A 22647-nucleotide genomic window follows, 5' to 3' on the forward strand; every position below is an offset into this window, starting at 1 on the left:
CAGGCCTCATCCTTGGCCGGCAGCAGAATAGCCTTCGAGATGTTGAATTTCTGAAAGACAGGCGCCAACTCCACATCAGGCATCTAGGATGCGGCATCGACGGATCGTGGCTTGAGTTTTAGAGAGATTCCTTCCTTGTCGCCCCAATGACCAGCTCATCTCCCAAAGCCCAGCCAAGCTTCTCCAGTAGCGCCGGAGGAAGCTCAACGATGACGTCTCCGCTGCCATCTCCTGGGTCTTGGCAGACAACTCGCCAGCTCTCTGATGTCGCCATCGCTTCGACCTCACGGTGAAAGAACTCAGTATGGCAGTATCGCCTTGGGCAGGACGGCTTCATAGGGAGGAGGCTACATTTCCATGCAGTTACCAACCGTAAAGCGCTGAAGCACATTTGGGCATTCTGAACCACACGACAATGCCATCGACACTTTGATACCTAGAAAACTGCTGGCCTCACTTTAAAGTGGCGAAAAGTCGATACAGCGAGAGCCAAAATGTCATTTACGGATTTTCAATTCCCCACGCTCGGTCACTTCAACAAAGTGCTGTGTGATTGCCTAGGCCTATGGAGCAGTGACGGGAAGAGTGTCAAGTTTCATGTACCTGCTAGCGAAAAAGCCAGGCGGGCAGCATTGAGATCTGCATTCGAGGCCATTAAGAGGGAGAACGGCACTTATGGGTCTCTCGACGAGCTTGTGTCCGTCACGACTCAGATCGCACCTGAATCAAAGCAGGAAGTAAGAAAGAGCAAGACCATTCAGTCCTATGTGTCCTATCTGGCCAAAGAGGATTACTCCTCATACGAAGAACTCAGGGAGTTAACAGGCTATATCGAGATTCTCGTCCATGAGAAATACGGAGCCTCGAAAGTTTCCGATCTTGCAGCGAAACTCTACACTTCAGCGTTGCTACACTACAGAGAGTTCATAAGGGAGTACTCGGCAACATCTGAAGACTGCATTGATGCCTACCAAGGTTTTCTTGCAGGCACAATGATCGACTTGGTCAGAGCTATCTCCGATGTGGAGCCAAGGGGAGTCCTCGGTAAGAGTACAGAAACAAGCAGATGGCCTCTGCGTGAGTTTGTCGAGAAATTCTGTAAGGAAACCGGGGTGACACCGTACAAACTTCACCAGTTTCACGCTCTTCGTAAGCAATCCGTTAACTGCAACCTGACTGACAGCGAGCTATGGGGATTAGATTTCTCGTCAAAGCCGGTCAGTACGCAGTCAAAGCAGGTATTTGAGCGAATGAGCAAGGAAGGCAAAATAAAATGGGAAGTTATTTATCCATTTATCAAGCCGCTTGCGTGTCTTTTGCCTGCGGAGGCTGAGGGGCATGGGTTTGCCAACAAAGCTTTTTGCGCCTTTGTGTCCCACAACCTGTATATGCATGCCACCGAGATAGGCGATTTTGACCCCAGCACTCAACCCCAATACCCAAAGATTAAAACCCTAGACAGCGCCACTCCAATCAGCGACTGCATTGATCAGATACTGCATGACGACGTAGTCGATGAGAAATTATTGGATGATGCGTTTGGAGCGTACCATGAATTCTTGACAAACCTTAGATCAACAGGGGCATTTTTGCCCTGCGACACCGCCATACCTGACGGGCTTGCAGTTCTATACAAAAAGGATTATCTGAAGTTTTTTGAAAAAGAATGGCTATCAAACTTAACAAACAGTCCAGCGTGGATTGAAGACTGGTCATTGGCTAGTAGATTCATGCTAACCGGCGCCAGTGAAAGCGCACTAAAACATTTCAAGCAGGCACTTGAAAAGGCTAAGTATTCCGCAGGCCCTCTGTTCATTCCTTTTTATGTGCAAGTATGCGCATTCTGCAAATCGCAGTTTAAAGTGCTATCTCGCAATGGTGAAGAAGAGGTATTTGACCGGTTTTATGATTCATTGGGAGGCGAAGCCGCAAAATATGCTGGCCTACTAGGGTACACTCCTGGCTCCACCCGTGATCCCGAAACGCTTTTGCCTAAGTTCAATCTCCCTGGAAAGAATCGTCTGATCATTCAGGAAATCGACATATTGACTAGGTGGTTGCTTAATGGCAAGAAACTATAGCATTTACGTTAAGGGATAGATGGTGGTAATGAAATTATGTTAACCGCTCAAGTTGAACATGCACATAATAACAGGCTGGAGAGTCGCTCTGGGGCAAGCACCTCTCAGAATCACCAATATAATTACAGCGCTTGCATAGCCCCTGCGCATGGTGGCAACGTTCAAGCAAACGCAGTCTTACAAGGACGACACCTGATGCACCAGAAACGAATTGCTTTGTTGATCGATTGCGACAACGTCAGTCACAGTGCCATTGAAGGCGTGCTGGAAGAGCTCGCCAAATACGGCATGGTCAACGTACGACATGCTCATGGTGACTGGAAGAGCGACGGTCTCTCTGGCTGGGTTGAGCGGCTCCATCCATTCGCTATCCGCCCGATGCAGCAGTTCGCCTACACCAAGGGCAAGAACGCAACTGACGCAGCCATGATCATCGATGCGATGGATCTGCTGTACAGCAAGAACATCGACGCTTTTGCCCTGATGACCAGCGACAGCGACTTCACTCCACTGGCTCTACGCCTGCAAGAAAGTGGCTTCCCGGTGTATGGCTTTGGCGAGAAGAAGACTCCTTCTGCCTTTGTGCATGCATGCACGTCGTTCATCTACGTGGAGAATCTTGTACGGGCCGCAGACGACGACAAGGTTTCTCAGGACGAACAACCCCGGAAAAAGTCTCGAAATGAGCTGCGTTGCGACACATCCCTAGTGCGCTTGCTTCGAAACGCGGCAGACCAAACAGCCGGAGATGATGGCTGGTCGCTTCTCAGCAGGGCATCGGACTACATCCACAACAACAGCTCGTTCTCTGTGGTGAACTATGGCTATCAGAAACTGGGCGATCTCATACGCACCTCGGAGCTGTTCGATGTTGAGATGCGCGGCACTGCTATGGTGGTTCGTACCGTTCGCAAGCAAACGCCATCATCAGCCCCTGAACCCGCCTGAGCTTCTCCTACTCGAAGACAGCGGCCAATGCCCGTGCGCTGACCCATAGCATCGGATGCTAGGCGGCTCTCGCCTCCTAGTCTGCTGCTGGCCCGCAATAGGTAATAGATTGAATCCGTAAGCTAGATCAAGGATGAATTGCCCGCATGTACCTAGCACGCACAACGGACGGCAGACGCATTCCAGCCACCCGAGATGAGAGCGGGTATTGCCCGAGTTGCAACGAGCAGTTGACTGCCAAGCTGGGCGATATCTACGAGTGGCATTGGAGCCATAGGCCTGGCCAAGCTTGTAGCTATCGAAAGACATCGACCTTATGGCAGTACAGTTGGATACGTCACTACCATGCTTCGGGTGAGTGGGAGATGGAGACCAGCATGGGCGGAGTGGAATTCGATGGAGTCCATCCGGAGAAGCGCCTCTCCCTGCTGCTTGCTCACAAACTGGATATGACGGCGCTCAAGGCGTTCATCGACGCATCTGTCCAGTTCGATCTCAAACCAGTGGTCATTTTCAACGCCAAAGCCTTCGAGCGATACCAGTTCGAGGACTACCGATTGAAGCATCCCAAGCGGTCGGACAACGGCTGGATTTTCTTCTTCTCTCACGCGTTCCCAGGCCATAAGCGCACAGCTTCACTCTGGCTCGACATTGAGCAAGGCAAGCATCCGCATTTTGGTCTGAAGAGCGGGATCTACAACCTGACCTATTCGGCGGAGTCCCATGGGGCAATTACTGTCAGCCGGACGCCACGGGTCAAATCAACGCCCCGTCCCGCTAGTCCATCGTCTGGAGTCATCGGGCAAGAGTGGTTAGGCGCCGAGCCTACCCAAGCCAGGACAACCGAATGATCTCGCTCAACTGCCCCCGACGTACCTTGTTGCCAGCCAAACATGCAAAGGTACGGTTTCAGCAATGAGAATCGAGGCGCCCCCTTTGTCAGTTCACTGTCGTGTTCCTGTCGTGTTGGCCTGGCTGTCTACTCTCCACACTAGCTACATCGTTCAACGTGATGGAGCAGCAAAATGAAAACCTCTGAATCCAGCCAGCAACCCCGTCCACTCACTCCTACTGAACTTGCTCAGTGCGCCAGATTGTTTCGCGAAGCCAACCGCTGGTCTCAAGAGCAGCTAGCTGGGATCTCAGGGTTGAGTGAGCGAACGATTCAGCGAGTCGAGAAAGGCCAGTCAGGAGACTTCAACACACGACGTGCCCTGGCGCGAGCATTCGAGTTCGAGGACATCGATGTTTTCAACAAGGCCTACGAGATTCCCTCCGAGGAAGAATTAAGGGCCGCCCAAGAGAGATTCGACAAAGAGAATGTCACCTTGGCGGCCACACCGCTGACCACAGGGAGGCAGCAAGCCAAACTGGTGACAACTAGTACGGCGGACATTTCCGAGCCGGCGTTCGAGTTGCCCCGCGAAGCCGAGGAAGCATTTTCCAGTTTGGTGGACTATTTCAGGGAGTACCGCGATTGCGCCGACCTGTATAGCGAAAGGCAGAAAATCGACGTGTATGACGAGTTGCAGTCGTTGATCGATGCACTCAACGCGCTTGGAGTGTCTCTGCTCTACGGCGAACGAAAGGTGAAGATGAAATGGGGATCAAACCCAGCCACTGAACCGATGTCCGCCAATGTCCTGTACGTCGTTGCCTTTCCGCTGGGCGAAGAGCCTACGCAGTTCGCCACGCCGAAGTCCTGTGGCATCCGCCTGTAGGTGCCCGCTTCAGCCAGACTCGCGCTGAAGGGATATAAATCGTCGCCGAAACTTCATATTGCCGTGGCGGCAATTACGGCGAGTGCATCTACCCTTTAGCGTTGAATTCCCCGCTAGAAAGGTGTCAGCGGTCACCAAGGAGGATGTGGCAATGCGTGAATCTGTGAGCGGTGATGTCCTGCGCGTGCGGGCAATAGCAGGAACCTATGTGGTGGTGCTGGACTGGGATTTTGTTCCTGGCAACTAGCACAAAAAAGCGGGCCTTATGGGCTTCGCTATCCAACGAGAGGAGCTGGGGGGGGGGAATCGGTCGTCGAGCGCTATTTTACATATGCCAGGCGCGTTTTACGGGCGCAAGTCTCTAATGTATGCATTTCAATACGTTAGATGAGAATATTCTACTTAGCGCCTTTAAATAAAGACATTATGCAGCTGTCCATCCAGCGAGGGTTGATAGCCCTGAAGAACCTTGCTGCTATGGCCAAATAGCGCACTTGCACTGATTTGGGATACGGCTCATCGGTTTTATGATTGATTTTCCTGATGGCTCACCAGCGACTGGAGGTTTACCCGGAGAGCGTTGGCGTCCATGAAATGTCCCTGAGCAAAATTGAGGAAGTGGCCGACAACGAACTCAAGGAATCGATGATAAATTCCACAAGATGCCCCCATGTGGTTTAACGCCATGGCCAATCGACGTTCGATGCTGCCGTCACCATAGGCTCCGAGAAAGAGCCTTATTCCATGGTTGAAGACATGTTCCGTGTAGTCCATCAAAGGCGTATAGAGTGGCCGCGTAGCTGCTTGGCTTTTTCCTGAGTGATACATGCTATTAAGGTGCAGTTGGATCACATCGAGAAGAAATAGTGGCTTTTCCTCACCTACGAAAATTTGATTTCCATGGTTCTGGATCATCTTGAATAGAATAAATCCAGCCAAGGCATTAGGGTGGGCGGCCAAATGATGTATTTCCGCATAGGTAACTGGTAATGGCAGGGCCCCTAGCGAATACAGCAAAAGTCCATGGCGCTTGCGCTCAAAATCAAATTGATTACTCGCTGCCATTGCTCGCCAATAATTGCCTGAGAATTTGCTATTTCATATTGATTGGACTTGTGGAGCGCGGCGAATGCGCCGTCCATGCATAGCCATGCTATATCGTTTGCAATCGATAATTGCATTGCATCGTATACAGTGGAGTCTATGCCATTCTTGATCGAGTAAATCTCAAGCGCTGCGTCATGTAGGACTGGATGAGCAATTGACGCATTATCCAGGATCAATTGCAGCGCCCTCAATGAGTGCCCATCACGCGCCTGGATATCCTTGGCAGTCGTGCGGAACAACTTTCCTTTTTCGGTGACCCCCATCAACATGAAGTTTTGGTCAGAAATCTCTTCAACCCAACGGCTAAGCGCCTCCTTAGTTGCTGCTGGCAATACAAGCTTAACACCAATATCCAACATGCTCTGCGCAAGATCTGTCACCGCCAGATAGCCGATACCATATGCATCAAGCACGACGGCATCCGGAAATTCATTTCCCTGATCAAAAAGTGTTGTTTTGGGTACGCCGGCATCAGTCCAGCAATTCAGCGCCCCCTTGAAAGCATTGTCCGGGCACAAAAAATGCCCGCGAATATATAGCGGGATGTTATCAGCTTTATTAAGCTGCTTCCGTTTTCCTGTGCCTTGGCTTTGACCCAGTTTTTCCTCCAAGAACGGTATGATCTGCTCATTGTCCGAAGGCATTGATAACATTGCAAAGCAATCACTTCCGTCGTTATGTATATGCCGGAGTCGCAGAGCAATTCTCAAGCAAGCAACGTAGGGTGGAAGTCGCTCTACGAGCTTGTAATTGACCATTCCCAGCGAACCGGTCTCACCCACAGCTAAGTTATTTAGTAACTCCGCTAGCTGGCTAGATGATTTTAGTGTGTACTCATTGAAAACTTGATGACCATCAACGATTAACTTGATCACTGTGTCGCCATCCTGCTCAAATTGGACGGCAGCTACACACTGCTCTAGTGTCGCCGAAACCTCGAACTCGCATTTCTTATTGCTGCTGACAGTCAGTCCGAAGTAAAAATTAACCATCTCTACAGCCAGAGCGTGCGGATCCTCTATAAACCACTCAACCCATCGAGGTTCTACACGCTTGAAGTTGCCTGCCATGGCAAAAAAGTAAAGAATTGATACTGCTTCATGTGAGTGTTTTTTTAGTAGACCATCTGGTACTTGGTCATGAAACTCGATCTGCTGATCTTCAGTTTGATACCGAGCACGTAGCTGGCAGCCTCTCAGCCAGCTATATGGTATTTCTGGTGACTGTGCAACGATCTGATCACTAATCCTGATAGCTGCCTCAATATCCCCAAGCTTCTCCGCTCGCAATGACTGATAGCTTAAAATTGTTAAGGATTTTTCTGACCCTGCCACCCTTGCAATAACATCATCAAAAGTCTTGTACTGCTGTGCTTCTAATAGGCACTTCAGATGTGTCAAAACAAACGGAGATGGCCATAATTTTTGATCTGGAATTAGGCGCGAGGTGAAGCGTAAAGCTTTATGAGCCAAATCTGAATTGACTAAATTCTCAGCCAAGTCGAAAACTCGCTCTGGAGCAATGTTCGTCAGCTCTCCTTCCCATGCATCCCAAAAATCATCGACAAGTTGAGATAGCTGGTTTTTTTGGTGAAGATCACTGTCGTTATCCAACTCACGGAACGAACAGCCGAGCAGGTTGACAAAAGACTTCTCCATTTCAGTTGCATCATCTAACGGGGAGTCCTTAGATAGCCACTCGCTAACCTCAGCCGTATTTGCCAGACGGAAAAACGGGATTACATCCTCCAGCCTGCAACTAGTGGCAGATAGAAAATTACGGCACCAAGTAGCCCTGAGTTGGGGGTCATCTTTAGCTGCCAAGATATCGCGCTGCCGCTGAGAAATTCCTTCGTCATCCCCTGCAATGGCCTTGATTGTGGTGGCTGTTGCTGTATGGGCGGACTCCCAATGAGGCAAGTTATTTTTAAGGGTGTTAAATAATGCTATTGGCGAAATACCTCTATACGTTTCAAATATAGGGCAAGCCATATTGTAGAGGCGCGTATCGACCCCATTCGAGATATCTATTAGTTCGACAACCTTCTCGGCAAGTCTGTCTACCTCCTGTTTCACTTCAGGGGGGCAAAGCCATAGATGTTTCTGGGCGACACGAGGATTAAGTTCGTATGCGCTCGCCAAGACCTCTAGAACCTTGGCGTTGTAGGAAGGGTAAGTTCTACTTAAGCGCTGAGCCATGCTAGTGGCTAAGGCAGTAAGCTCCAAACGAAGACTCCCTACCACAACACCTGTAAGCACTGGCTCAGGAATTACGAACTTGCTCGCAGCATCTTCAAGGCACGCTTCATCGGCATATTGGCTGAGGTACACCTCAGTTGCGTATTGCCCAGGGGCGAGCTCTGAAAGATAGTGCTGTTTAGCGGGCTCTTCCTGATCAGTTTTATGAGATAGGCGCAAGAGAGCAGCTAAACAGACATCTTTGACCATTGGGATTTGAGTGGTCGCCGCGATATTCGATACTGTTCCCCAGGCTGTGTCATGATCCTTCGCGTCGACTAGCCCGCCGTATATAGAGATTACATCCACTAGAGCGGAGGATTCAGGATCGCTCTTGGTCGTTGCCTTCAGCATGTCCAATTGGATTTTGGCGGTGGTAAGATCCTTCTTGCGAAGACTCTCAAAGACCATCTCCATTGGGACTCGGAGGTCATCTGGGGCAAGTGACTTAATTACGTTCAGAATTTTGTTCTGGACGTTGTCTCCACTACCACTGTGATGCTGCTCAATGATTTTCAAGCGAGTTCCCTTACACTCAATCACCGAATAATCTTATTCCCGGCAACGTTGTCTCCGCTACCAGTGTGGTGCTGTGTCACTTTGGTGATCATCGATGGTGCAGAAATTTCTGCTGCCGCATTAATTTCGCGAATTAATTGAGCCATCTCTGGCGACTGCTCAATACGTCGAGTAATCGCAAGTTCACTCATCTCATCATTGATTCCTAGCTTGCTTAGCTCTGTTGCTACTGCTTCTGCTACGACATCCTCCTTGATCCATTGACCCAAACGCTCCTTGAGCTTTGCAGCACTCAGCTTCAGGCCGCACTTGAAGATGTCATAGGCAGAGTTTGCAATTATTGCGGTGGTAATAAAGTCCATTTCGGAGCTCCCTTGAATTTAAAGCGATCTATCTGTTGCCTATCGGGTTGGCCAGACTCTATCACCTGAGCTGACGTTTGGTTGATTTTCTTATTAGCACAGATGCGATAGCTGCTGGGCCTAGCTTTGACAGGTCTCCTATCGAAGCAGCGTTAGCCAGTTCACCCTGGAGCTGTTGCGGCGTGGTGGCCTGCCCCTGTCTTCAGGCTGCTGAAAAAAGACTGGCTTGGAGCGGCAAGTTTATGCGGTGACCACGACAAAGCGAGCCGTCCTCTGGCTGTCGGCTCGCCGTCGCCCGCCGAAGTGGCACTGTAAACAGTGGCTTAGTGGGCGTGCTTTCGCAGCTACCAGCGCCCAGGACGGCCATAGCGCGAACAAGCAGTGCCACTCATTAGCTGGTAGAATGCGCACCGCATTTACTTTTGAGGATTTTCCATGGCTACCAACCGCTCCCGTCGTCTGCGTAAGAAGCTGTGTGTTGACGAGTTTCAGGAATTGGGGTTTGAGCTCAATCTGGAATTCAAGGAAGGCCTTTCGGAAAAAGCTGTCGATGACTTCCTGATTGCGTTCTTTGTAGAGGCCATGGACGCGAACGGCCTGGACTATGTTGGCGGCGAAGAATTCGGCTTGGTCTGCCTGGCGAAGCGTGGCTCGGTAAGTGAGGAGCAACGCGCAACCGTTGAGGCCTGGCTGAAAAACCGTAGCGAACTGACCAAGATCGAGGTCAGCCCCTTGCAGGACGCCTGGTACCCAGAGAAACCGATCAACGTTGCAAAGTGATCGCGCTGAACCGACGTCTCTGCGCACCCGGTTTCTGAATTAAAAAGACCATCCTCCTGGATGGTTTTTTTGTGTCATTGCATCATGGTCGAGCTGAATCCAAACGCGGTTAAGTAGCTCAGTCGAGCCAAGCTTTCTGAAGCGAACGCATCTCACATCCCTTTGTGAACCTTTTCTCGTTCACCGTCTTTGAAGCTTCGCCAGAAGCATCGCTATATAGCATCACCCTCCCCCGCCGTCTCCGACCGGCTCCAGCAATGAAATGGATAACCCAGGCTGTCGCAGAACAGCATCAGAGGCGCGCCGAAACTCATGCTTGGCCTTTTCACTAGCCTCTTGAGCCGAATCGTTTACCACCCTCACCGCTGGCACCTCACACTTCGCCAATTTGCTCATCAATGTGACAAGCAAGACGTGGAGCAAGCTGTAGGGCCAACTGAGGTCAATTGGATGAAGCGAAGTTCTGGGTTTAACGAGTGAAGCAGTGCTGGCTGGAATACCGTGGCACACCCCGGAGGCATGTCGGCAGAAAGCGGCTGTATGCTTGCAGGTAAAGCGAGGGGGGCAATGCGGGAAGGGCAGAGCGTTTTTGACAAGATTCTGATTATTTTTTGCTAATTAGCAAAACCTGGAACTCATCGACACAGAGTTTCTTGCGCAGGCGACGCGAACGATTGGTAGCCATTGGATCGATCCCTTTTTCAACGTGATGACGGCGCGCACTCTAACAGCAACCCGATGCCAAGGCGATGACCGAGAACCGGCTTTGCAACGGCTCGCCATCTTGTTTTGCAGTAATCCGTGTGACGCAGCTACGCTTATCGGATAGAGGCACAGCGCCTCTACGGGCCGGGCATAATGGCCCGCAATCGTTCCCTTGGTGCAGTGGGAAATCGCATGCCGAATCGAATCACCAGCAGCCCCCTGTGTGCGCTCAGAGGCGCTCGCAAATGAACAGAATCCTTCGTGGTATCTCCTTGGCCGTTCTGGCCTTGCCCATTGCGCTACCGATTCATGCGGCCGGCGTGAACCAGACGCTGCCTGCCCGTGTAGAGCAGGCATTGAAGGCCAACAAGATCAACAGCGATGCGCTGTCGGTGGTCATGCTGCCGCTCACCGGCGACGCCGCGCCGACGTACGTCAATGCGGACGTCTCGGTCAATCCGGCTTCGACGATGAAGTTGGTCACGACCTATGCTGCGCTCGAACTGCTCGGCCCCAACCACCAATGGAAAACCGAGTTCTATTCCGATGGTCCGCTAGTGGACGGCGTGCTTAACGGCAATCTTTATCTGAAAGGTGGCGGCGACCCAAAGCTGAACATGGAGAAGCTCTGGCTGCTGTTGCGCGATCTGCGCGCCAACGGCGTTAGCAAAGTCACTGGCGATCTGGTGCTGGATCGCAGCCACTTCGTCCAACCCGACCTGCCGGTATTCGACGATGACGGCGGTGACCAGAACAAGCCGTTCCTGGTCGGGCCGGATTCATTGCTGGTCAACCTCAAGGCCCTGCGCTTCATCGTCCGCAACGATGGCGGCAAGGTGAACGTGGCGGTCGAGCCGCCCATCGCCAGCGTACGCGTCGACAACCGCGTTAAGGCGCTACCGGCGGCCAAGTGTCCAGGCTGGCCGGACGTGCTGTACAACCCGGTCACCAATGGCGACGGCGTCACTGTGGTGGTCACTGGCAAGCTCGCCGCTGGCTGCAGCGCGCAGACCTATCTTTCCCTGTTGGATCACGAACGCTATGCCGCCGGCGCGGTACGCGCCATCTGGGGCGAACTGGGCGGCAGCATCCTCGGCACTGACCGTGTCGCCCAGGTACCAAGCAGCGCCCGCCTGCTGGCCAGAGCCTACTCGCCGGACCTCACCGAGATCATTCGTGACGTCAACAAGTACAGCAACAACACCATGGCCAAACAGCTGTTCCTGAGCCTTGGTGCGGCATTCCGCAACGAAGCGGATGCCGATGATGCGAAGGCGGCCCAGCGAGTAATCCGCCAGTGGCTGGCAAAGAAGGGACTGATCTCCCCACATCTGGTGATCGAGAATGGCTCCGGCCTTTCCCGTGCCGAGCGGGTCAGCGCGCGCGAGCTGGCGAGCCTGCTGCAGGCTGCCTGGCGCAGCCCCTACTCGGCCGAGTTCATCTCATCGATGCCCCTGGCAGCAGTCGACGGCACCATGCGCAAGCGCCTGCGCAACACACCGGTCGCCGGCAAGGCACATGTGAAGACGGGCACACTGAACACGGTGCGCGCGATCGCGGGCTACAGTCGAGACGGCGACGGCAATGTCTGGGCTGTAGTGGCGATCCTCAACCACCCGCGCCCATGGGGTGCCTCATCAATCCTCGATCAGGTGCTGGTCAGCCTGTACAACCAGCGCGGCGAAAGCACCGCTCAGCGCTGATCGCTCCAGGCAGACCTGATCATCACCGTGCCTGGAGTTTCCAGGCGCGGTGGATGCGCGGATTACGGCGGAAGTCTTCATCCAGCGTTGAAGCGGTGATTTCCTCTACCGCGTAACGATCCATCAGGCTCGCGTCCAGCACGAATTTGCGGAAGTTGTTGGAGAAGTACAGCGTCCCGCCGGTAGCAAGGCGCGCCATGGCCAGGTCGAGCAAGGCGACGTGGTCACGCTGCACGTCGAACACACCTTCCATGCGTTTGGAGTTCGAGAAGGTCGGCGGGTCGATGAAGATCAGGTCATATTCGCCGCGATCCGCTTCCAGCCAGGCCATCACGTCTCCCTGCTCCAGCCGCTGGCGGTCCGAGAAGCCGTTGAGCGAAAGGTTGCGCCGCGCCCAATCCAGGTAGGTCTTGGACAAATCGACACTGGTGGTACTGCGCGCTCCGCCCTTGGCCGCGTGCACGGTCGCCGTAGCGGTATAGCAGAACAGGTTGAGAAAGCGCTTGCCGGCCGCTTCGCGCTGGATGCGCAGGCGCAGCGGGCGATGATCGAGGAACAGGCCGGTATCCAGGTAGTCGGTCAGGTTGACCAGCAGCTTGACGCCACCCTCGCCGACCTCGAGAAATTGACCCTGAGCGGCCTGGCGCTGGTACTGACGCGTGCCGCTCTGCCGCTCACGACGTTTGACCACAACCTTCTCACGCGCAATGCCCAGCGCCGACGGAATGGCCGCCAGGGCATCGAGCAGGCGAGCCTGGGCCTTGTCCGGATCGATGGAGCGTGGCGGAGCATATTCCTGCACATGCACCCAATCGCGATACAGATCGACCGCGAGAGCGTATTCCGGCATATCGGCATCGTACAGCCGATAACATTCGATGCCCTCGCGACGCGCCCATTTGCCGAGCTGACGCAGGTTCTTCTGCAAGCGGTTGGCAAACATCTGCCCGCCTTCGCTCAGTCGTGCCTGCTCCACCTGGGCCTGCTGAGGCTGTGACTCGGTGGAGGCAGCGCGTTGACCGGTAACGAACTGGTCCAGTTCGACCTTGATCAGCAGCAACTTGCACGGCAGCGCGCCGTTCCACAATGCATACTGCTTGTGGCTGCGGATGCCCATGCGCTTGCCAAGGTCCGGGGCGGCCGTGAACACCGCGGCCTCCCAGCCGAGGCAAGCCTGGCGCAGGCGCTCGCCGAGGTTCTGATAGAGATAAAGAAGGCTCGCCTCGTCACCCAGCCGCTCGCCGTAGGGCGGGTTGCAGATAACAAGCCCCTTCTGGTTCTGGTCCGGGCGCGGCTCGAAAGTCCCGACGTCGCCCTGGTAGATGCGGATCCAGTTCGACAGCCCGGCGCGCTCGATATTGTTGCGCCCAGGCTGGATCAGGCGTGGATCGGCTTCGTAGCCACGAATCCACAGCGGCGTTCTGGCCAGACCGGATTGCGCACGCGAGCGCGCCTCATCATGCAAGCGGTTCCATAGCGCCGGCACATGACCAAGCCAGGCGCTGAATCCCCAGCGCTCGCGCTTGAGGTTCGGCGCGATATCGGCCGCCATCATCGCGCCCTCTACGAGAAAGGTACCCACGCCGCACATGGGATCGGTCAGCGCACCACCACCGGCGGCGATGCGCGGCCAGCCGGCACGGATGAGGATCGCCGCTGCCAGGTTTTCCTTCAGCGGGGCCGCGCCCTGCTGCAACCTGTAGCCACGCTGATGCAGGCTGTGCCCTGACAGATCCAGCGACAGGACCGCCTGTCCCTTGTCGAGCCGCAGGTGTACCCGCAGATCGGGATCGAGCTTATCGATCCTTGGGCGCTCGCCCGAGGCAGTACGCAGCCGATCGACGATCGCGTCCTTGACCTTCAGCGCACCGAAATGCGTGTTGTCGATGCCCGAGCCACGCCCACTGAACTCCACTGCGAGGCTGCCGGACGGCAACATGTGCTCCGCCCAATCGACTGCATGCACCCCCTGGTAGAGCGTTTCGGCATCCGTCGTCGAGAAGCGGCTCAGTACCAGCAGCACACGGTTTGCCAGACGCGACCACAGGCATAGGCGGTACGCCACGTCCAGCGCTCCGTAGCCGCGGACCGCTGCCGTCTGCTCGCGAGGTTCTTCCAGGCCGAGCAGGGTGGCTTCCTCAAGTAGCAGGCCTTCGAGCCCCTTCGGGCAGGTCAGTATCAGTTCATGGCGATCGGTCATGGTGGTTCCAGAAAAAGTGCTTCGGACCGCCACGACCCTTTCGTCGGAACAAGCCCAGCAGGAATGAATTACAGATGATTCGAAAAATTGCCGGTGCGCATTGCGACCGCGCTCAGTACTGCAGGTTACGCACAACGGTCGGCCGGCTTATGGGTAGATCCACAGATTCGTTACCTACTTATGACAAAACGATCGTTCCAGCGTATCAAGCATTGGGTTAGAACTCGTCCTAGGCCGACATCGCAACGATGCCGGCGAGGCGCGCCACGCCGGCAGCGCGCTTCAATTGGCAGTCTATCTGCCCGGTCTCGCCATGAGGCCACAGGAACACCAGTCAACCACTGAGGGCAATACCCAATGAGAAGACTCAAGCGTGATCCGATGGAACGAGCATTTCTGCGCGGTTATCAACATGGCATACATGGCAAATCTCGCGACCTCTGTCCTTTCTCCCATCCCCAAGTTCGCCAAGCCTGGATCAACGGCTGGCGGGAGGGTCGCGGCGACAACTGGGATGGTCTGACCGGCACGGCCGGTCTGCATAGACTCAACGAACTTCACGCGGTCGGCTGATTCACCGATCCACCCGACTTGATACGGCACGCCCTACCCGGGCGGCGGGCTAGAAGCCCAGGGGCTCCGACAGGAGCCCCTTCCCGGCAAATCAACGTGCCTGCGAGCGCAGGGCCGCAATGGCATCCACCGCCTCGCCGATCAGCGCCGGTCCCTTGTAGATGAACCCCGAGTAGAGCTGGACCAGACTGGCACCCGCCTCGATCTTCTCCGCCGCATGCCTGCCCTCGGTGATGCCACCCACGGCGATGATCGGCAAGCGCCCGCCGAGCGTCTGCGCCAGAACCCGGACGGTATGCGTGCTCTTGTCACGCACCGGCGCACCGGACAGCCCACCGGCCTCGTCCGCATGAGCCAAACCGGCAACCCCCTCCCGCCCCAGCGTTGTGTTGGTTGCGATGATCGCATCCATACCGGCCTGGAACACCGCCTCACCTACCAGCGCGATTTCCTCGTCGGTCATGTCAGGGGCGATCTTGATCGCCAGCGGTACGCGCTTGCCATGCATGAGCTCAAGGTCTTCGCGGCGCAGACGCAGCGCTTCGAGCAACTGCTTGAGCGAATCACCGAACTGCAGGCTGCGAAGGCCCGGTGTATTGGGCGAGCTGACATTGACCGTGACGTAGCTGGCGTGGTGATAGACCTTCTCCAGGCACAGCAGGTAATCGTCCTCGGCACGCTCGACCGGGGTATCGAAATTCTTGCCGATGTTGATTCCCAGAACGCCCTTGAACCTGGCTGCCTCGACTCGTGCCAGCAAGGCATCGACCCCGTGGTTGTTGAATCCCATACGGTTGATGATCGCTTCGGCTTCCGGCAAGCGGAAAATCCGCGGTTTCGGGTTGCCAGGCTGCGGGCGCGGCGTCACGGTCCCGACTTCGATGAAACCGAACCCCAACTGCGACAAACCACGAATCGCTTCGCCGTTCTTGTCCAGTCCGGCCGCCAGCCCCACAGGATTCGGAAAATCCAGCCCCATGACTCGTACCGGCAGATTCGCCGGCGCTTTACTCAGCATTGCGTTGAGCCCCAGACGCCCACCAGCGCCGATCAGCTCGAGAGAAAGCTCATGGGACGTTTCCGGGGATAACTTGAACAACAGCCGGCGGGCCAGGTTATACATACGCAGCCTAAGGTCTCGGGAAATGTGGTGGCGGAGTATAGCAGCACGAGGACCGTCCAGCCGCTGCCGATAGCATCCGGATGCGCCGCAGCAAACCGAGACCTGCGAGCTATTTCAGACGCCTCAGGCCGAGCAGCTGCCCTTGTTCGGCGAACTCCAGCTCGAATGAACCAAATACGCCTTCATGGGTCAGAAACGGGCGCAGGTGATGCGCAGGCAAGCTGACTCGCGTGCCGTCGCGGCTTCGAATCAGGACTCGATTCGCATGGCCCTGATACACCGCCTTCATTCGCTCGGCGGACAGCGCGATATCCAGCACCAGGTTCGGCATGGAGGCTCCTTGATGTTCAATTCAGCGATAGTGCCACAACGCCCTTCCCTCTTTGGTCAGGTCCGTATGCAGCTCCACCGCCGCGGATCGAGCAAAGCCCGTGCGCAAATCGCACAGGTCTGCCACACTTCGGCCGTAGCCCTGAGAGCTCAAGCATCATGATGAGCCTGCCCGAGCCAATGCCTTCACTGACAACTCAAATTGCACGACTTGCGCAACGCCTCGGGCTGCGCTCCAAGGCTGCGCATTCGGTACTGCAGCGCGCCAGCAACCTGCAGCTGCCGTTCAGCCGCCTCCCGGAACCCGAGCCCAGCATTTTCTGGACTGACGGCCCTTGCCTGCAACGTCTGCTGGAACTGCCGCGCGGCGCGCTCTCCGGTCCGGTGCAGGAAGACAAAGCCCGCGCCCATGCGGCACTGACCCGTCTGATCAGCAAGGACTGTATCCGGCTGCAGCTCGATCTCCGTCAGATCGACGGCTTTGGCGGCCCGCAGAGCGGCGGTGCTAGCTTCGCGACATTCGAAGCCTTCGCCGCTACACCTGCCTGCCGACAGATTCGAATCATCAGCTACAAGGACTTCGTTCGCACCCTGGGGGCAGCGCTGCCCGGTTTCGACACCGGCGCCCCAATCGAAGTGCGCCAGGCCAGCTGGCTGGGCGAACGGCTGTACTGGGCTGGCGAGCACCACCTGGAAGCCTTCGCCTGCGCCGTGGCCTATGCGCGCCTGCGCGGCCTGGAAGTGATGCTGCCGGCGGACGTCACCGACTATCGCCTGGACCGCTCAGGCGTTCACGCGCTGGATGCGGACTACCACGCCGTGACCATGCCCGCCCAGGCCTGGAGCGATCGCGAGTTCATGGCCCTGCTTCTCGACAGCCAGGTGCCCTATGCGCGTCTGACCCTGCTACGCGATACCAGCAATTCGGAACTGCTTCTGCTGGAGAAGCGTGACCCTACGGCCAATGCCATCGGTGAAGGGCTCAAGCTGGCCGGAGCGCCGGACCTGATTCGCTACCTGCGAGACCTGCCGCAAATCACCCGCTTCAAGGTCGGTTTGCCCGCCCAGAACTGAACGCCGCGCAGCACCGGCGACCCTCATACCGAACCAACCGCAAAATACGGCGCACCGTCCCGGTCGGCCGGTGCGCCGTATACGCTCAAGCCTGGCTGGCCGCCTGTGGGCTGACGCCCGCAGAACGGCCTGCAGGCCTTCAACCATGCGCAACCGACTGGGCTAGCCCCTGCAATACCCGGCTGGCCACCGCGTATATCGCATAGTCATTGCCGCTGGCGCCTCGTAGCTCAGCCAACATCGAACGCCAGCGTTCCAGTTGCACCGGCCTTTGTGCCAGCCACGCATCGACCCGTTCACTGATCGGTTCCGGACCATTGTCCATCTGCAGCACGGACACCGTGATACTGCGCTGCTGCGAGTCGAGGTCGTCGCGGAAGCCTTCGCGGGCCAGCGCTTGCCAGTTATTGGCCACCGGCATATTGGTCAACTGGTGCAGATACCACGGCAGTTCCAGCGCTCCGCCGACGGCGAAGTAGGCAGCGGCAACCTGCGCCGGCACCTGTCCTGTTTCGTCGGCCGCCTCGAGGATCGGCAGCAAGGTGTACAGATGACTGGTGCCGGCGACCATCCGCGCCAGCAGCTCGGGCACGCCCGCTTCGGTGTAGCGCCGATAACGCTCCTGCCAATGGTCGCGGGTCGAGCCTTGCAGCAGCTCGTCCAGCTTCAGCCCGAGGGCTGCGACCCGAGGTCCGAAGTGCGCGACGTCCCGCGCGGCATCGAGCTCGCTGCGACGGTTGCGCAGGAACCAGCGCGTCGCACGTCGGCCAAGCCGCATCAACTCGTCCATCAGCTTCAGCTGCAGGTCCGCGGGCACCTTGTAATCCAGCGCCTCGATCTGCCGGAACCAGTGCGGCAGATGGAAGATGTCGCGCACGATGACATAAGCGCCTGCGACGTTCGCCGCACTCATACCGGTCGCCTCGTTCAACCGCTGGACGAAGGTGATGCCCATGTTGTTGACCAGATCGTTGGCGATCTGCGTCGCGACGATTTCGCGCTTGAGGCGGTGCTGCAGCATCGCGGCGCGAAAACGTTCAGCCAACTGCTGTGGAAAGGCAGTGTCCATTTCCCGCGCAAGGTAATCGTCGTCGGGTACCCGTGAATCCAGCAGCGCTTTCTTGAGTTCGATCTTGCTGTAGGAGATAAGCACGGACAGCTCTGGCCGGGTCAGCCCCTTGCCGAGGTTTGCACGCTCAGCCAGCGCGTCATCGGACGGCAGGAACTCCAGCGATCGATCGAGCTGCCCCGTCGTCTCCAGCGCGCTGATCAGCCGGACATACTCACCGGCTCGTTCACGCGAACGATGCTGTGCCTGGGATAACGCCTGGGTCTGCTTGTAATTGTTCTGCAGCACCAATTCGGCCACCGCGTCAGTCATCTCGAACAGCAGCTGGTTGCGTTGCTTGGCCGTCATGTCGCCGGCGCTGACCACTTCGTTCAACAGAATCTTGATATTGACCTCGTGGTCGGAGCAGTCGACCCCGCCAGCGTTGTCGATGAAGTCCGTATTGCTCGCGCCACCATGTAGCGCGTACTCGACCCGCCCCAACTGCGTCATGCCGAGGTTGCCGCCCTCACCCACCACCTTGGCCTGCAACTCGTTGCCGTTGACCCGCACCGCATCGTTGGCCTTGTCCCCTACCTCGGCGTGGCTCTCGCTGCTGCTTTTCACATAGGTTCCGATTCCGCCGTTCCAGAGCAGGTCGACCGGTGCCTTGAGCAGCGCGTTGATCAGTTCGGCCGGAGTCAGCTGATCCGCCTCGATGGCGAAGCGCTCCTTCATCTGCGCAGTGATCGTCACCCGCTTCGCCGAGCGGGGGAACACGCCACCGCCTTCGGATATCAGCGAGGCGTCGTAATCCGTCCAGGCCGAGCGCGGCAGCGCGAACAGGCGCTTGCGCTCGGCAAAGCTGCGCGCAGGGTCGGGGTTCGGATCGATGAAGACATGTAGGTGGTTGAAGGCCGCCACCAGCTGCAGGGTTTCGGACATCAGCAGGCCGTTGCCGAACACGTCACCGGCCATGTCGCCGATGCCGATCACGCTGATGACGTCGGTCTGCACGTTGATGCCGCGTTCACGGAAATGGCGCTGCACCGACACCCAGGCGCCGCGCGCAGTGATGCCCATCTTCTTGTGGTCGTAGCCGGCCGAGCCGCCCGAAGCGAAGGCATCGCCGAGCCAGAAGTCGTACTCGGCGGCAATGCCGTTGGCAATGTCGGAAAAACTCGCCGTGCCCTTGTCGGCCGCCACCACTAGATAGGGATCATCGCCGTCGTAGCGCAGCACGTTGGCCGGCGGTACCACCTGGCCTTCGCGCAGGTTGTCGGTGATATCCAGCAGACCGCTGATGAAGATGCGATAGCAGGCGATGGCTTCGGCCTGGATATCGTCGCGTGTCCCGCTGCTCGGCAGGCGGCGTGGGACGAAGCCACCCTTGGCGCCGCCAGGCACGATCACGGCGTTCTTCACCTGTTGCGCCTTGACCAGGCCGAGCACCTCGGTGCGGTAGTCCTCTTCGCGATCCGACCAGCGCAACCCGCCACGGGCCACCTTGCCACCGCGCAGGTGTACGCCCTCGACCCGCGGCGAATAGACGAAGATCTCGTACATCGGTGCCGGCCGTGGCATCTCCGGGATGGCACGCGGATCGAGCTTGAAGCTGAAATACGGCTTGGGTTTGCCGCTGGCGTCCGGCTGGTAGAAGTTGGTGCGCAAAGTGGCCTGGATCAGCGCCAGGTAACGCCGCAGGATGCGGTCCTCATTGAGCACCGCCACGTCATCCAGGGCGCTGAGGATCGCCTGCTCCAGGCGTTGCTGTTTGTCCGCCAGGTCGTCGTCGCCGAGCTTGCGCGCCAGATAGAAGCGCATCTTGAACAGCCGCACCAACTCGCGGGCAATGTCGGTGTGATTGAGCAGCGCGCTGGCGATGTAACCCAGGTCGAAGCCCATGCGAATCTGTTTGAGGTAGCGCGCATACGCGCGCAGCAGCGCGACCTCGCGCCAGGTCAGCCCAGCGGTCAACACCAGCCGGTTGAACGCGTCGTTCTCGGCCAGACCACCATAGATGTGTATGAAGGCATCCTGCAGGGTCTCGTTGATCTCAAGCAGATCGATTTCCAGCCCATCGGCGTAGGTGAAGGCGAAATCGTGGATCCAGTAGTCACGGCCGTTCCTGTCGCGCAGGCGAAACGGAAATTCGCCGAGCACCCGCAGACCGAGGTTCTCCATGATCGGCAGGATGTCCGACAGCGGCAGCGGCGTATCCATGTGGTAGAGCTTGCAATGCAGACGGTTCTCGCCCGCCGTGATCGGCTGGTAGAAGCTCATCACCAGCGGGCGTTCATCATTCAGGTCGAGCAGATGCTGCATGTCGACCGTGGCCGATTGTGCCGAGAAGCGCTCGCGGTAGCCGGCCGGAAAGCCCTTGGGAAACTCGCTGAGCAGATGCGTACCCTTCGCTTCACCGAAGCGTTCGACGACCAGCCCCTGATAGTCATCCTGCCAGGTGCGGCAGGCCTGCAGCACCTCCTGTTCGAGGCGCGCCGGGTCGACCTGCACCGGCTTGTTCGGATCGAGGCGCAGGATGAACTGCACACGCGTCAGCACCGATTCGGAGAAATAGGTGGAGAATTCGCAATCGCTGGCCTCGAGTCGCTCCTGCAGGACCTGCTGAATCTTCAATCGCGTCTCGGTCGAATAACTGTCGCGCGGCACATAGACCAGGCAGTAGCAGAAGCGCCGGTACGGGTCGAAGCGCAGGAACAGACGCAAGCGGTTGCGCTCCTGGATCTGCACGATAGCGATGGCGTTTTCGAACAACTCGTCGATGGGTGCCTGAAACAGTTCGTCTCGCGGCAGCACTTCAAGCACCTGCACCAGCTCCTTCGCCAGGTGCGCCGAGCTGCCGAAGTTGGCACGCTGCACGACGGTTTCCACCTTGCGGCGGATGAACGGGATGCGACGTACGCTCTGGGTATATACCGACGAGGTGAACAGCCCGAGAAAACGGCATTCGCGCACGACACGGCCCTGCTCGTCGAACTCGCGCAACGAGACGAAATCCGGGTAAGCCGGCCGATGCACGCGGCTGGGCATCGCTGCCTTGGCGAACGAGAGAAGAAGCGGCTCGCGCAGGTAGCTGACCGACTGGCTGGTAAGCGACTGCTCCTCGTCCGACAGCCCGGTGCGCATGCTGCGCGATAGACCCAGCAGCGAGCCTTCGTCATAGGCGATGCGTCCGCCGTCGCCCTGCTCCACTACGGAAAATTCCTCGTAGCCGAGGAAGGTGAAATGGTCATCGGCCAGCCAGCGCATGAAATCACGGATCTCATCCAGCTCGTCGGCGTCGATGCGCAGGTTGACCTGATCCAGCCGCGCCTGCAGGTCGCCGACCTTGCCTTTCATGGCAGCGAAATCACCGACCACCTGGCGCACATCGGCCAGCACGCCAAGCAGCGACTGCTCCAGCTCACGCAACGCGGCAGCACTGGCGCAGCGGTCGATCTCGACGAAAATCAGCGACTCGGCATGGCTGTCCGGCGCCCGCTGATCCTTGGGCAGCAATTCCAGCAGCGCACCATCGGCGGAACGCCTTACCTGCAGCACGCTGGTCTGCAGTGTATGAATGCTATAACCGCGGCGGGTGAGCTCCATGCGCACCGAGTCGACCAGGAATGGCATGTCCGGATGCAGTACCTCGACCACGCTATGGGTCGACTGCCAGCCATGTTTCTCGTAGTCCGGGTTGAACACCTGCACTTCCGGCATGGCTGGATCGAAGCGCTCCAGGAGGCGCCAGCTGGCCAGCGTCGAACCGACCAGATCGCCCATGCGCCGCTCGGTGAGCTCGGTCAGCGCGACGATACCGAAGAACTGCTCGGCGAAGACGCTCAGCTGCGGCAGGATTTGGGGGTCTACGTGTTGTGCCAGTGCGGTCTGCAGTTGCTGCTGAAGGTCGGCCTTGCTGGCCGCTGAAAAGAACGCCATGTACGGCTCCGATTGGCTTGCTGGGGAAGACGTGTCGCTAGTGACTGACGCCACAGGTCGAAGGTTCAAGGTTAGTCTAGTCGAGGCGTAATGCAGTAAAGTGGCACGCCCCTGCCGCCTCCTGCGACAGACTGTTGCAGCCGGTGGCCCTGCCAGCCGGGCCGACCGAAACTGCCCCACCTGGAAGAATCGAG

At 57.1% G+C, this 22647-nt stretch carries 15 protein-coding genes and 3 pseudogenes; 9 read left to right on the forward strand and 9 right to left on the reverse strand.

What is annotated here, in order from left to right; genetic code table 11:
* Positions 1–83: 83 nt before the first annotated feature.
* Positions 84–274: pseudogene (locus HZR81_RS04975) on the reverse strand (AbrB/MazE/SpoVT family DNA-binding domain-containing protein).
* Between the two features lie 220 nt (positions 275–494).
* On the opposite strand from HZR81_RS04975, the gene HZR81_RS04980 reads away from it, so the two are divergent.
* The 5 genes and pseudogenes from HZR81_RS04980 (at position 495) to HZR81_RS05000 (ending at position 4750) form a co-directional block, all read left to right on the forward strand.
* Positions 495–2081, forward strand: coding sequence for a hypothetical protein (locus HZR81_RS04980; RefSeq protein WP_500127481.1), 1587 nt, complete (start codon positions 495–497; stop codon positions 2079–2081).
* Positions 2082–2276: 195 nt separating this feature from the next.
* A complete protein-coding gene (locus tag HZR81_RS04985; protein ID WP_200597928.1) occupies positions 2277–3029 on the forward strand; it encodes an NYN domain-containing protein in 753 nt (250 codons plus the stop codon).
* 146 nt (positions 3030–3175) lie between these two features.
* Positions 3176–3316: pseudogene (locus HZR81_RS04990) on the forward strand (competence protein CoiA family protein); the annotation flags it as partial.
* 90 nt (positions 3317–3406) lie between these two features.
* Positions 3407–3880, forward strand: coding sequence for a hypothetical protein (locus tag HZR81_RS04995; RefSeq protein WP_500127560.1), 474 nt, complete (start codon positions 3407–3409; stop codon positions 3878–3880).
* 174 nt (positions 3881–4054) lie between these two features.
* A complete protein-coding gene (locus HZR81_RS05000; protein WP_430731463.1) occupies positions 4055–4750 on the forward strand; it encodes a helix-turn-helix transcriptional regulator in 696 nt (231 codons plus the stop codon).
* 525 nt (positions 4751–5275) lie between these two features.
* On the opposite strand, the gene HZR81_RS05005 is transcribed toward HZR81_RS05000, so the two are convergent.
* Genes HZR81_RS05005 through gapS6a form a run of 3 tightly spaced genes read right to left on the reverse strand, consistent with a single transcriptional unit; the run spans position 5276 to position 8975 of the window.
* Complete coding sequence (locus HZR81_RS05005; RefSeq protein WP_500127482.1) at positions 5276–5815, reverse strand: hypothetical protein; 540 nt, start codon at positions 5813–5815, stop codon at positions 5276–5278.
* A complete protein-coding gene (gapS6b, locus tag HZR81_RS05010) occupies positions 5752–8613 on the reverse strand; it encodes a GapS6b family protein (protein WP_500127483.1) in 2862 nt (953 codons plus the stop codon). The genes HZR81_RS05005 and gapS6b overlap by 64 nt, the downstream gene beginning before the upstream one ends.
* Before the next feature lie 20 nt (positions 8614–8633).
* Positions 8634–8975, reverse strand: coding sequence for a GapS6a family protein (gapS6a, locus tag HZR81_RS05015; protein WP_200597937.1), 342 nt, complete (start codon positions 8973–8975; stop codon positions 8634–8636).
* Between the two features lie 435 nt (positions 8976–9410).
* Here gapS6a and HZR81_RS05020 point away from each other — a divergent pair, with 435 nt between their 5' ends.
* Positions 9411–9755, forward strand: a complete 345-nt coding sequence (locus tag HZR81_RS05020) for a YggL family protein (RefSeq protein WP_200597939.1) — start codon at positions 9411–9413, stop codon at positions 9753–9755.
* A 622-nt stretch (positions 9756–10377) separates the two neighbouring features.
* On the opposite strand, the pseudogene HZR81_RS05025 reads toward HZR81_RS05020, so the two are convergent.
* Positions 10378–10440, reverse strand: a pseudogene (locus HZR81_RS05025) (hypothetical protein); the annotation flags it as partial.
* A 265-nt stretch (positions 10441–10705) separates the two neighbouring features.
* On the opposite strand from HZR81_RS05025, the gene dacB reads away from it, so the two are divergent.
* Positions 10706–12163, forward strand: a complete 1458-nt coding sequence (dacB, locus tag HZR81_RS05030) for a D-alanyl-D-alanine carboxypeptidase/D-alanyl-D-alanine endopeptidase (RefSeq protein ID WP_200629834.1) — start codon at positions 10706–10708, stop codon at positions 12161–12163.
* Positions 12164–12185: 22 nt separating this feature from the next.
* Here dacB and rlmKL read toward each other — a convergent pair whose 3' ends face one another.
* Positions 12186–14363, reverse strand: coding sequence for a bifunctional 23S rRNA (guanine(2069)-N(7))-methyltransferase RlmK/23S rRNA (guanine(2445)-N(2))-methyltransferase RlmL (gene rlmKL / locus HZR81_RS05035; protein WP_500127484.1), 2178 nt, complete (start codon positions 14361–14363; stop codon positions 12186–12188).
* A 357-nt stretch (positions 14364–14720) separates the two neighbouring features.
* Here rlmKL and rmf point away from each other — a divergent pair, with 357 nt between their 5' ends.
* Complete coding sequence (gene rmf / locus HZR81_RS05040) at positions 14721–14936, forward strand: ribosome modulation factor (protein WP_011913504.1); 216 nt, start codon at positions 14721–14723, stop codon at positions 14934–14936.
* Between the two features lie 91 nt (positions 14937–15027).
* Here rmf and HZR81_RS05045 read toward each other — a convergent pair whose 3' ends face one another.
* Together HZR81_RS05045 and HZR81_RS05050 are read right to left on the reverse strand one after the other, a co-directional pair.
* A complete protein-coding gene (locus tag HZR81_RS05045; protein ID WP_063541031.1) occupies positions 15028–16059 on the reverse strand; it encodes a quinone-dependent dihydroorotate dehydrogenase in 1032 nt (343 codons plus the stop codon).
* A gap of 109 nt (positions 16060–16168) precedes the next feature.
* Positions 16169–16390: a DUF2835 domain-containing protein gene (locus tag HZR81_RS05050; protein WP_063541030.1), complete on the reverse strand. Its 222-nt coding sequence runs from the start codon at positions 16388–16390 to the stop codon at positions 16169–16171.
* 158 nt (positions 16391–16548) lie between these two features.
* Between HZR81_RS05050 and HZR81_RS05055 the strand changes: the two genes are divergently transcribed.
* The gene (locus HZR81_RS05055) at positions 16549–17463 is read left to right on the forward strand and encodes a DUF6685 family protein (RefSeq protein ID WP_063541029.1); all 915 of its coding nucleotides are present in this window, start codon (positions 16549–16551) and stop codon (positions 17461–17463) included.
* A 139-nt stretch (positions 17464–17602) separates the two neighbouring features.
* On the opposite strand, the gene HZR81_RS05060 is transcribed toward HZR81_RS05055, so the two are convergent.
* Entirely contained in the window at positions 17603–22453 is a 4851-nt protein-coding gene (locus tag HZR81_RS05060) for an NAD-glutamate dehydrogenase (RefSeq protein WP_500127485.1), read from the reverse strand.
* Between the last annotated feature and the right edge of the window lie 194 nt (positions 22454–22647).

Source organism: Pseudomonas sp. LM13, assembly GCF_041381355.1.
In the GTDB taxonomy this organism is placed as follows: domain Bacteria; phylum Pseudomonadota; class Gammaproteobacteria; order Pseudomonadales; family Pseudomonadaceae; genus Stutzerimonas; species Stutzerimonas frequens.

What these genes read in the sequence shown, in the direction of transcription:
- HZR81_RS04980 (WP_500127481.1), top strand. Translation starts at nt 495, where the DNA reads ATGTCATTTACGGATTTTCAATTCCCCACGCTCGGTCACTTCAACAAA.
- dacB (WP_200629834.1), top strand. Translation starts at nt 10,706, where the DNA reads ATGAACAGAATCCTTCGTGGTATCTCCTTGGCCGTTCTGGCCTTGCCC.
- HZR81_RS05060 (WP_500127485.1), bottom strand. Translation starts at nt 22,453, where the DNA reads ATGGCGTTCTTTTCAGCGGCCAGCAAGGCCGACCTTCAGCAGCAACTG.
- rlmKL (WP_500127484.1), bottom strand. Translation starts at nt 14,363, where the DNA reads ATGACCGATCGCCATGAACTGATACTGACCTGCCCGAAGGGGCTCGAA.
- HZR81_RS05050 (WP_063541030.1), bottom strand. Translation starts at nt 16,390, where the DNA reads ATGCCGAACCTGGTGCTGGATATCGCGCTGTCCGCCGAGCGAATGAAG.
- HZR81_RS05045 (WP_063541031.1), bottom strand. Translation starts at nt 16,059, where the DNA reads ATGTATAACCTGGCCCGCCGGCTGTTGTTCAAGTTATCCCCGGAAACG.
- HZR81_RS04985 (WP_200597928.1), top strand. Translation starts at nt 2,277, where the DNA reads ATGCACCAGAAACGAATTGCTTTGTTGATCGATTGCGACAACGTCAGT.
- gapS6a (WP_200597937.1), bottom strand. Translation starts at nt 8,975, where the DNA reads ATGGACTTTATTACCACCGCAATAATTGCAAACTCTGCCTATGACATC.
- rmf (WP_011913504.1), top strand. Translation starts at nt 14,721, where the DNA reads ATGAGAAGACTCAAGCGTGATCCGATGGAACGAGCATTTCTGCGCGGT.
- HZR81_RS05055 (WP_063541029.1), top strand. Translation starts at nt 16,549, where the DNA reads ATGATGAGCCTGCCCGAGCCAATGCCTTCACTGACAACTCAAATTGCA.
- HZR81_RS05000 (WP_430731463.1), top strand. Translation starts at nt 4,055, where the DNA reads ATGAAAACCTCTGAATCCAGCCAGCAACCCCGTCCACTCACTCCTACT.
- HZR81_RS05005 (WP_500127482.1), bottom strand. Translation starts at nt 5,815, where the DNA reads ATGGCAGCGAGTAATCAATTTGATTTTGAGCGCAAGCGCCATGGACTT.
- HZR81_RS05020 (WP_200597939.1), top strand. Translation starts at nt 9,411, where the DNA reads ATGGCTACCAACCGCTCCCGTCGTCTGCGTAAGAAGCTGTGTGTTGAC.
- HZR81_RS04995 (WP_500127560.1), top strand. Translation starts at nt 3,407, where the DNA reads ATGGGCGGAGTGGAATTCGATGGAGTCCATCCGGAGAAGCGCCTCTCC.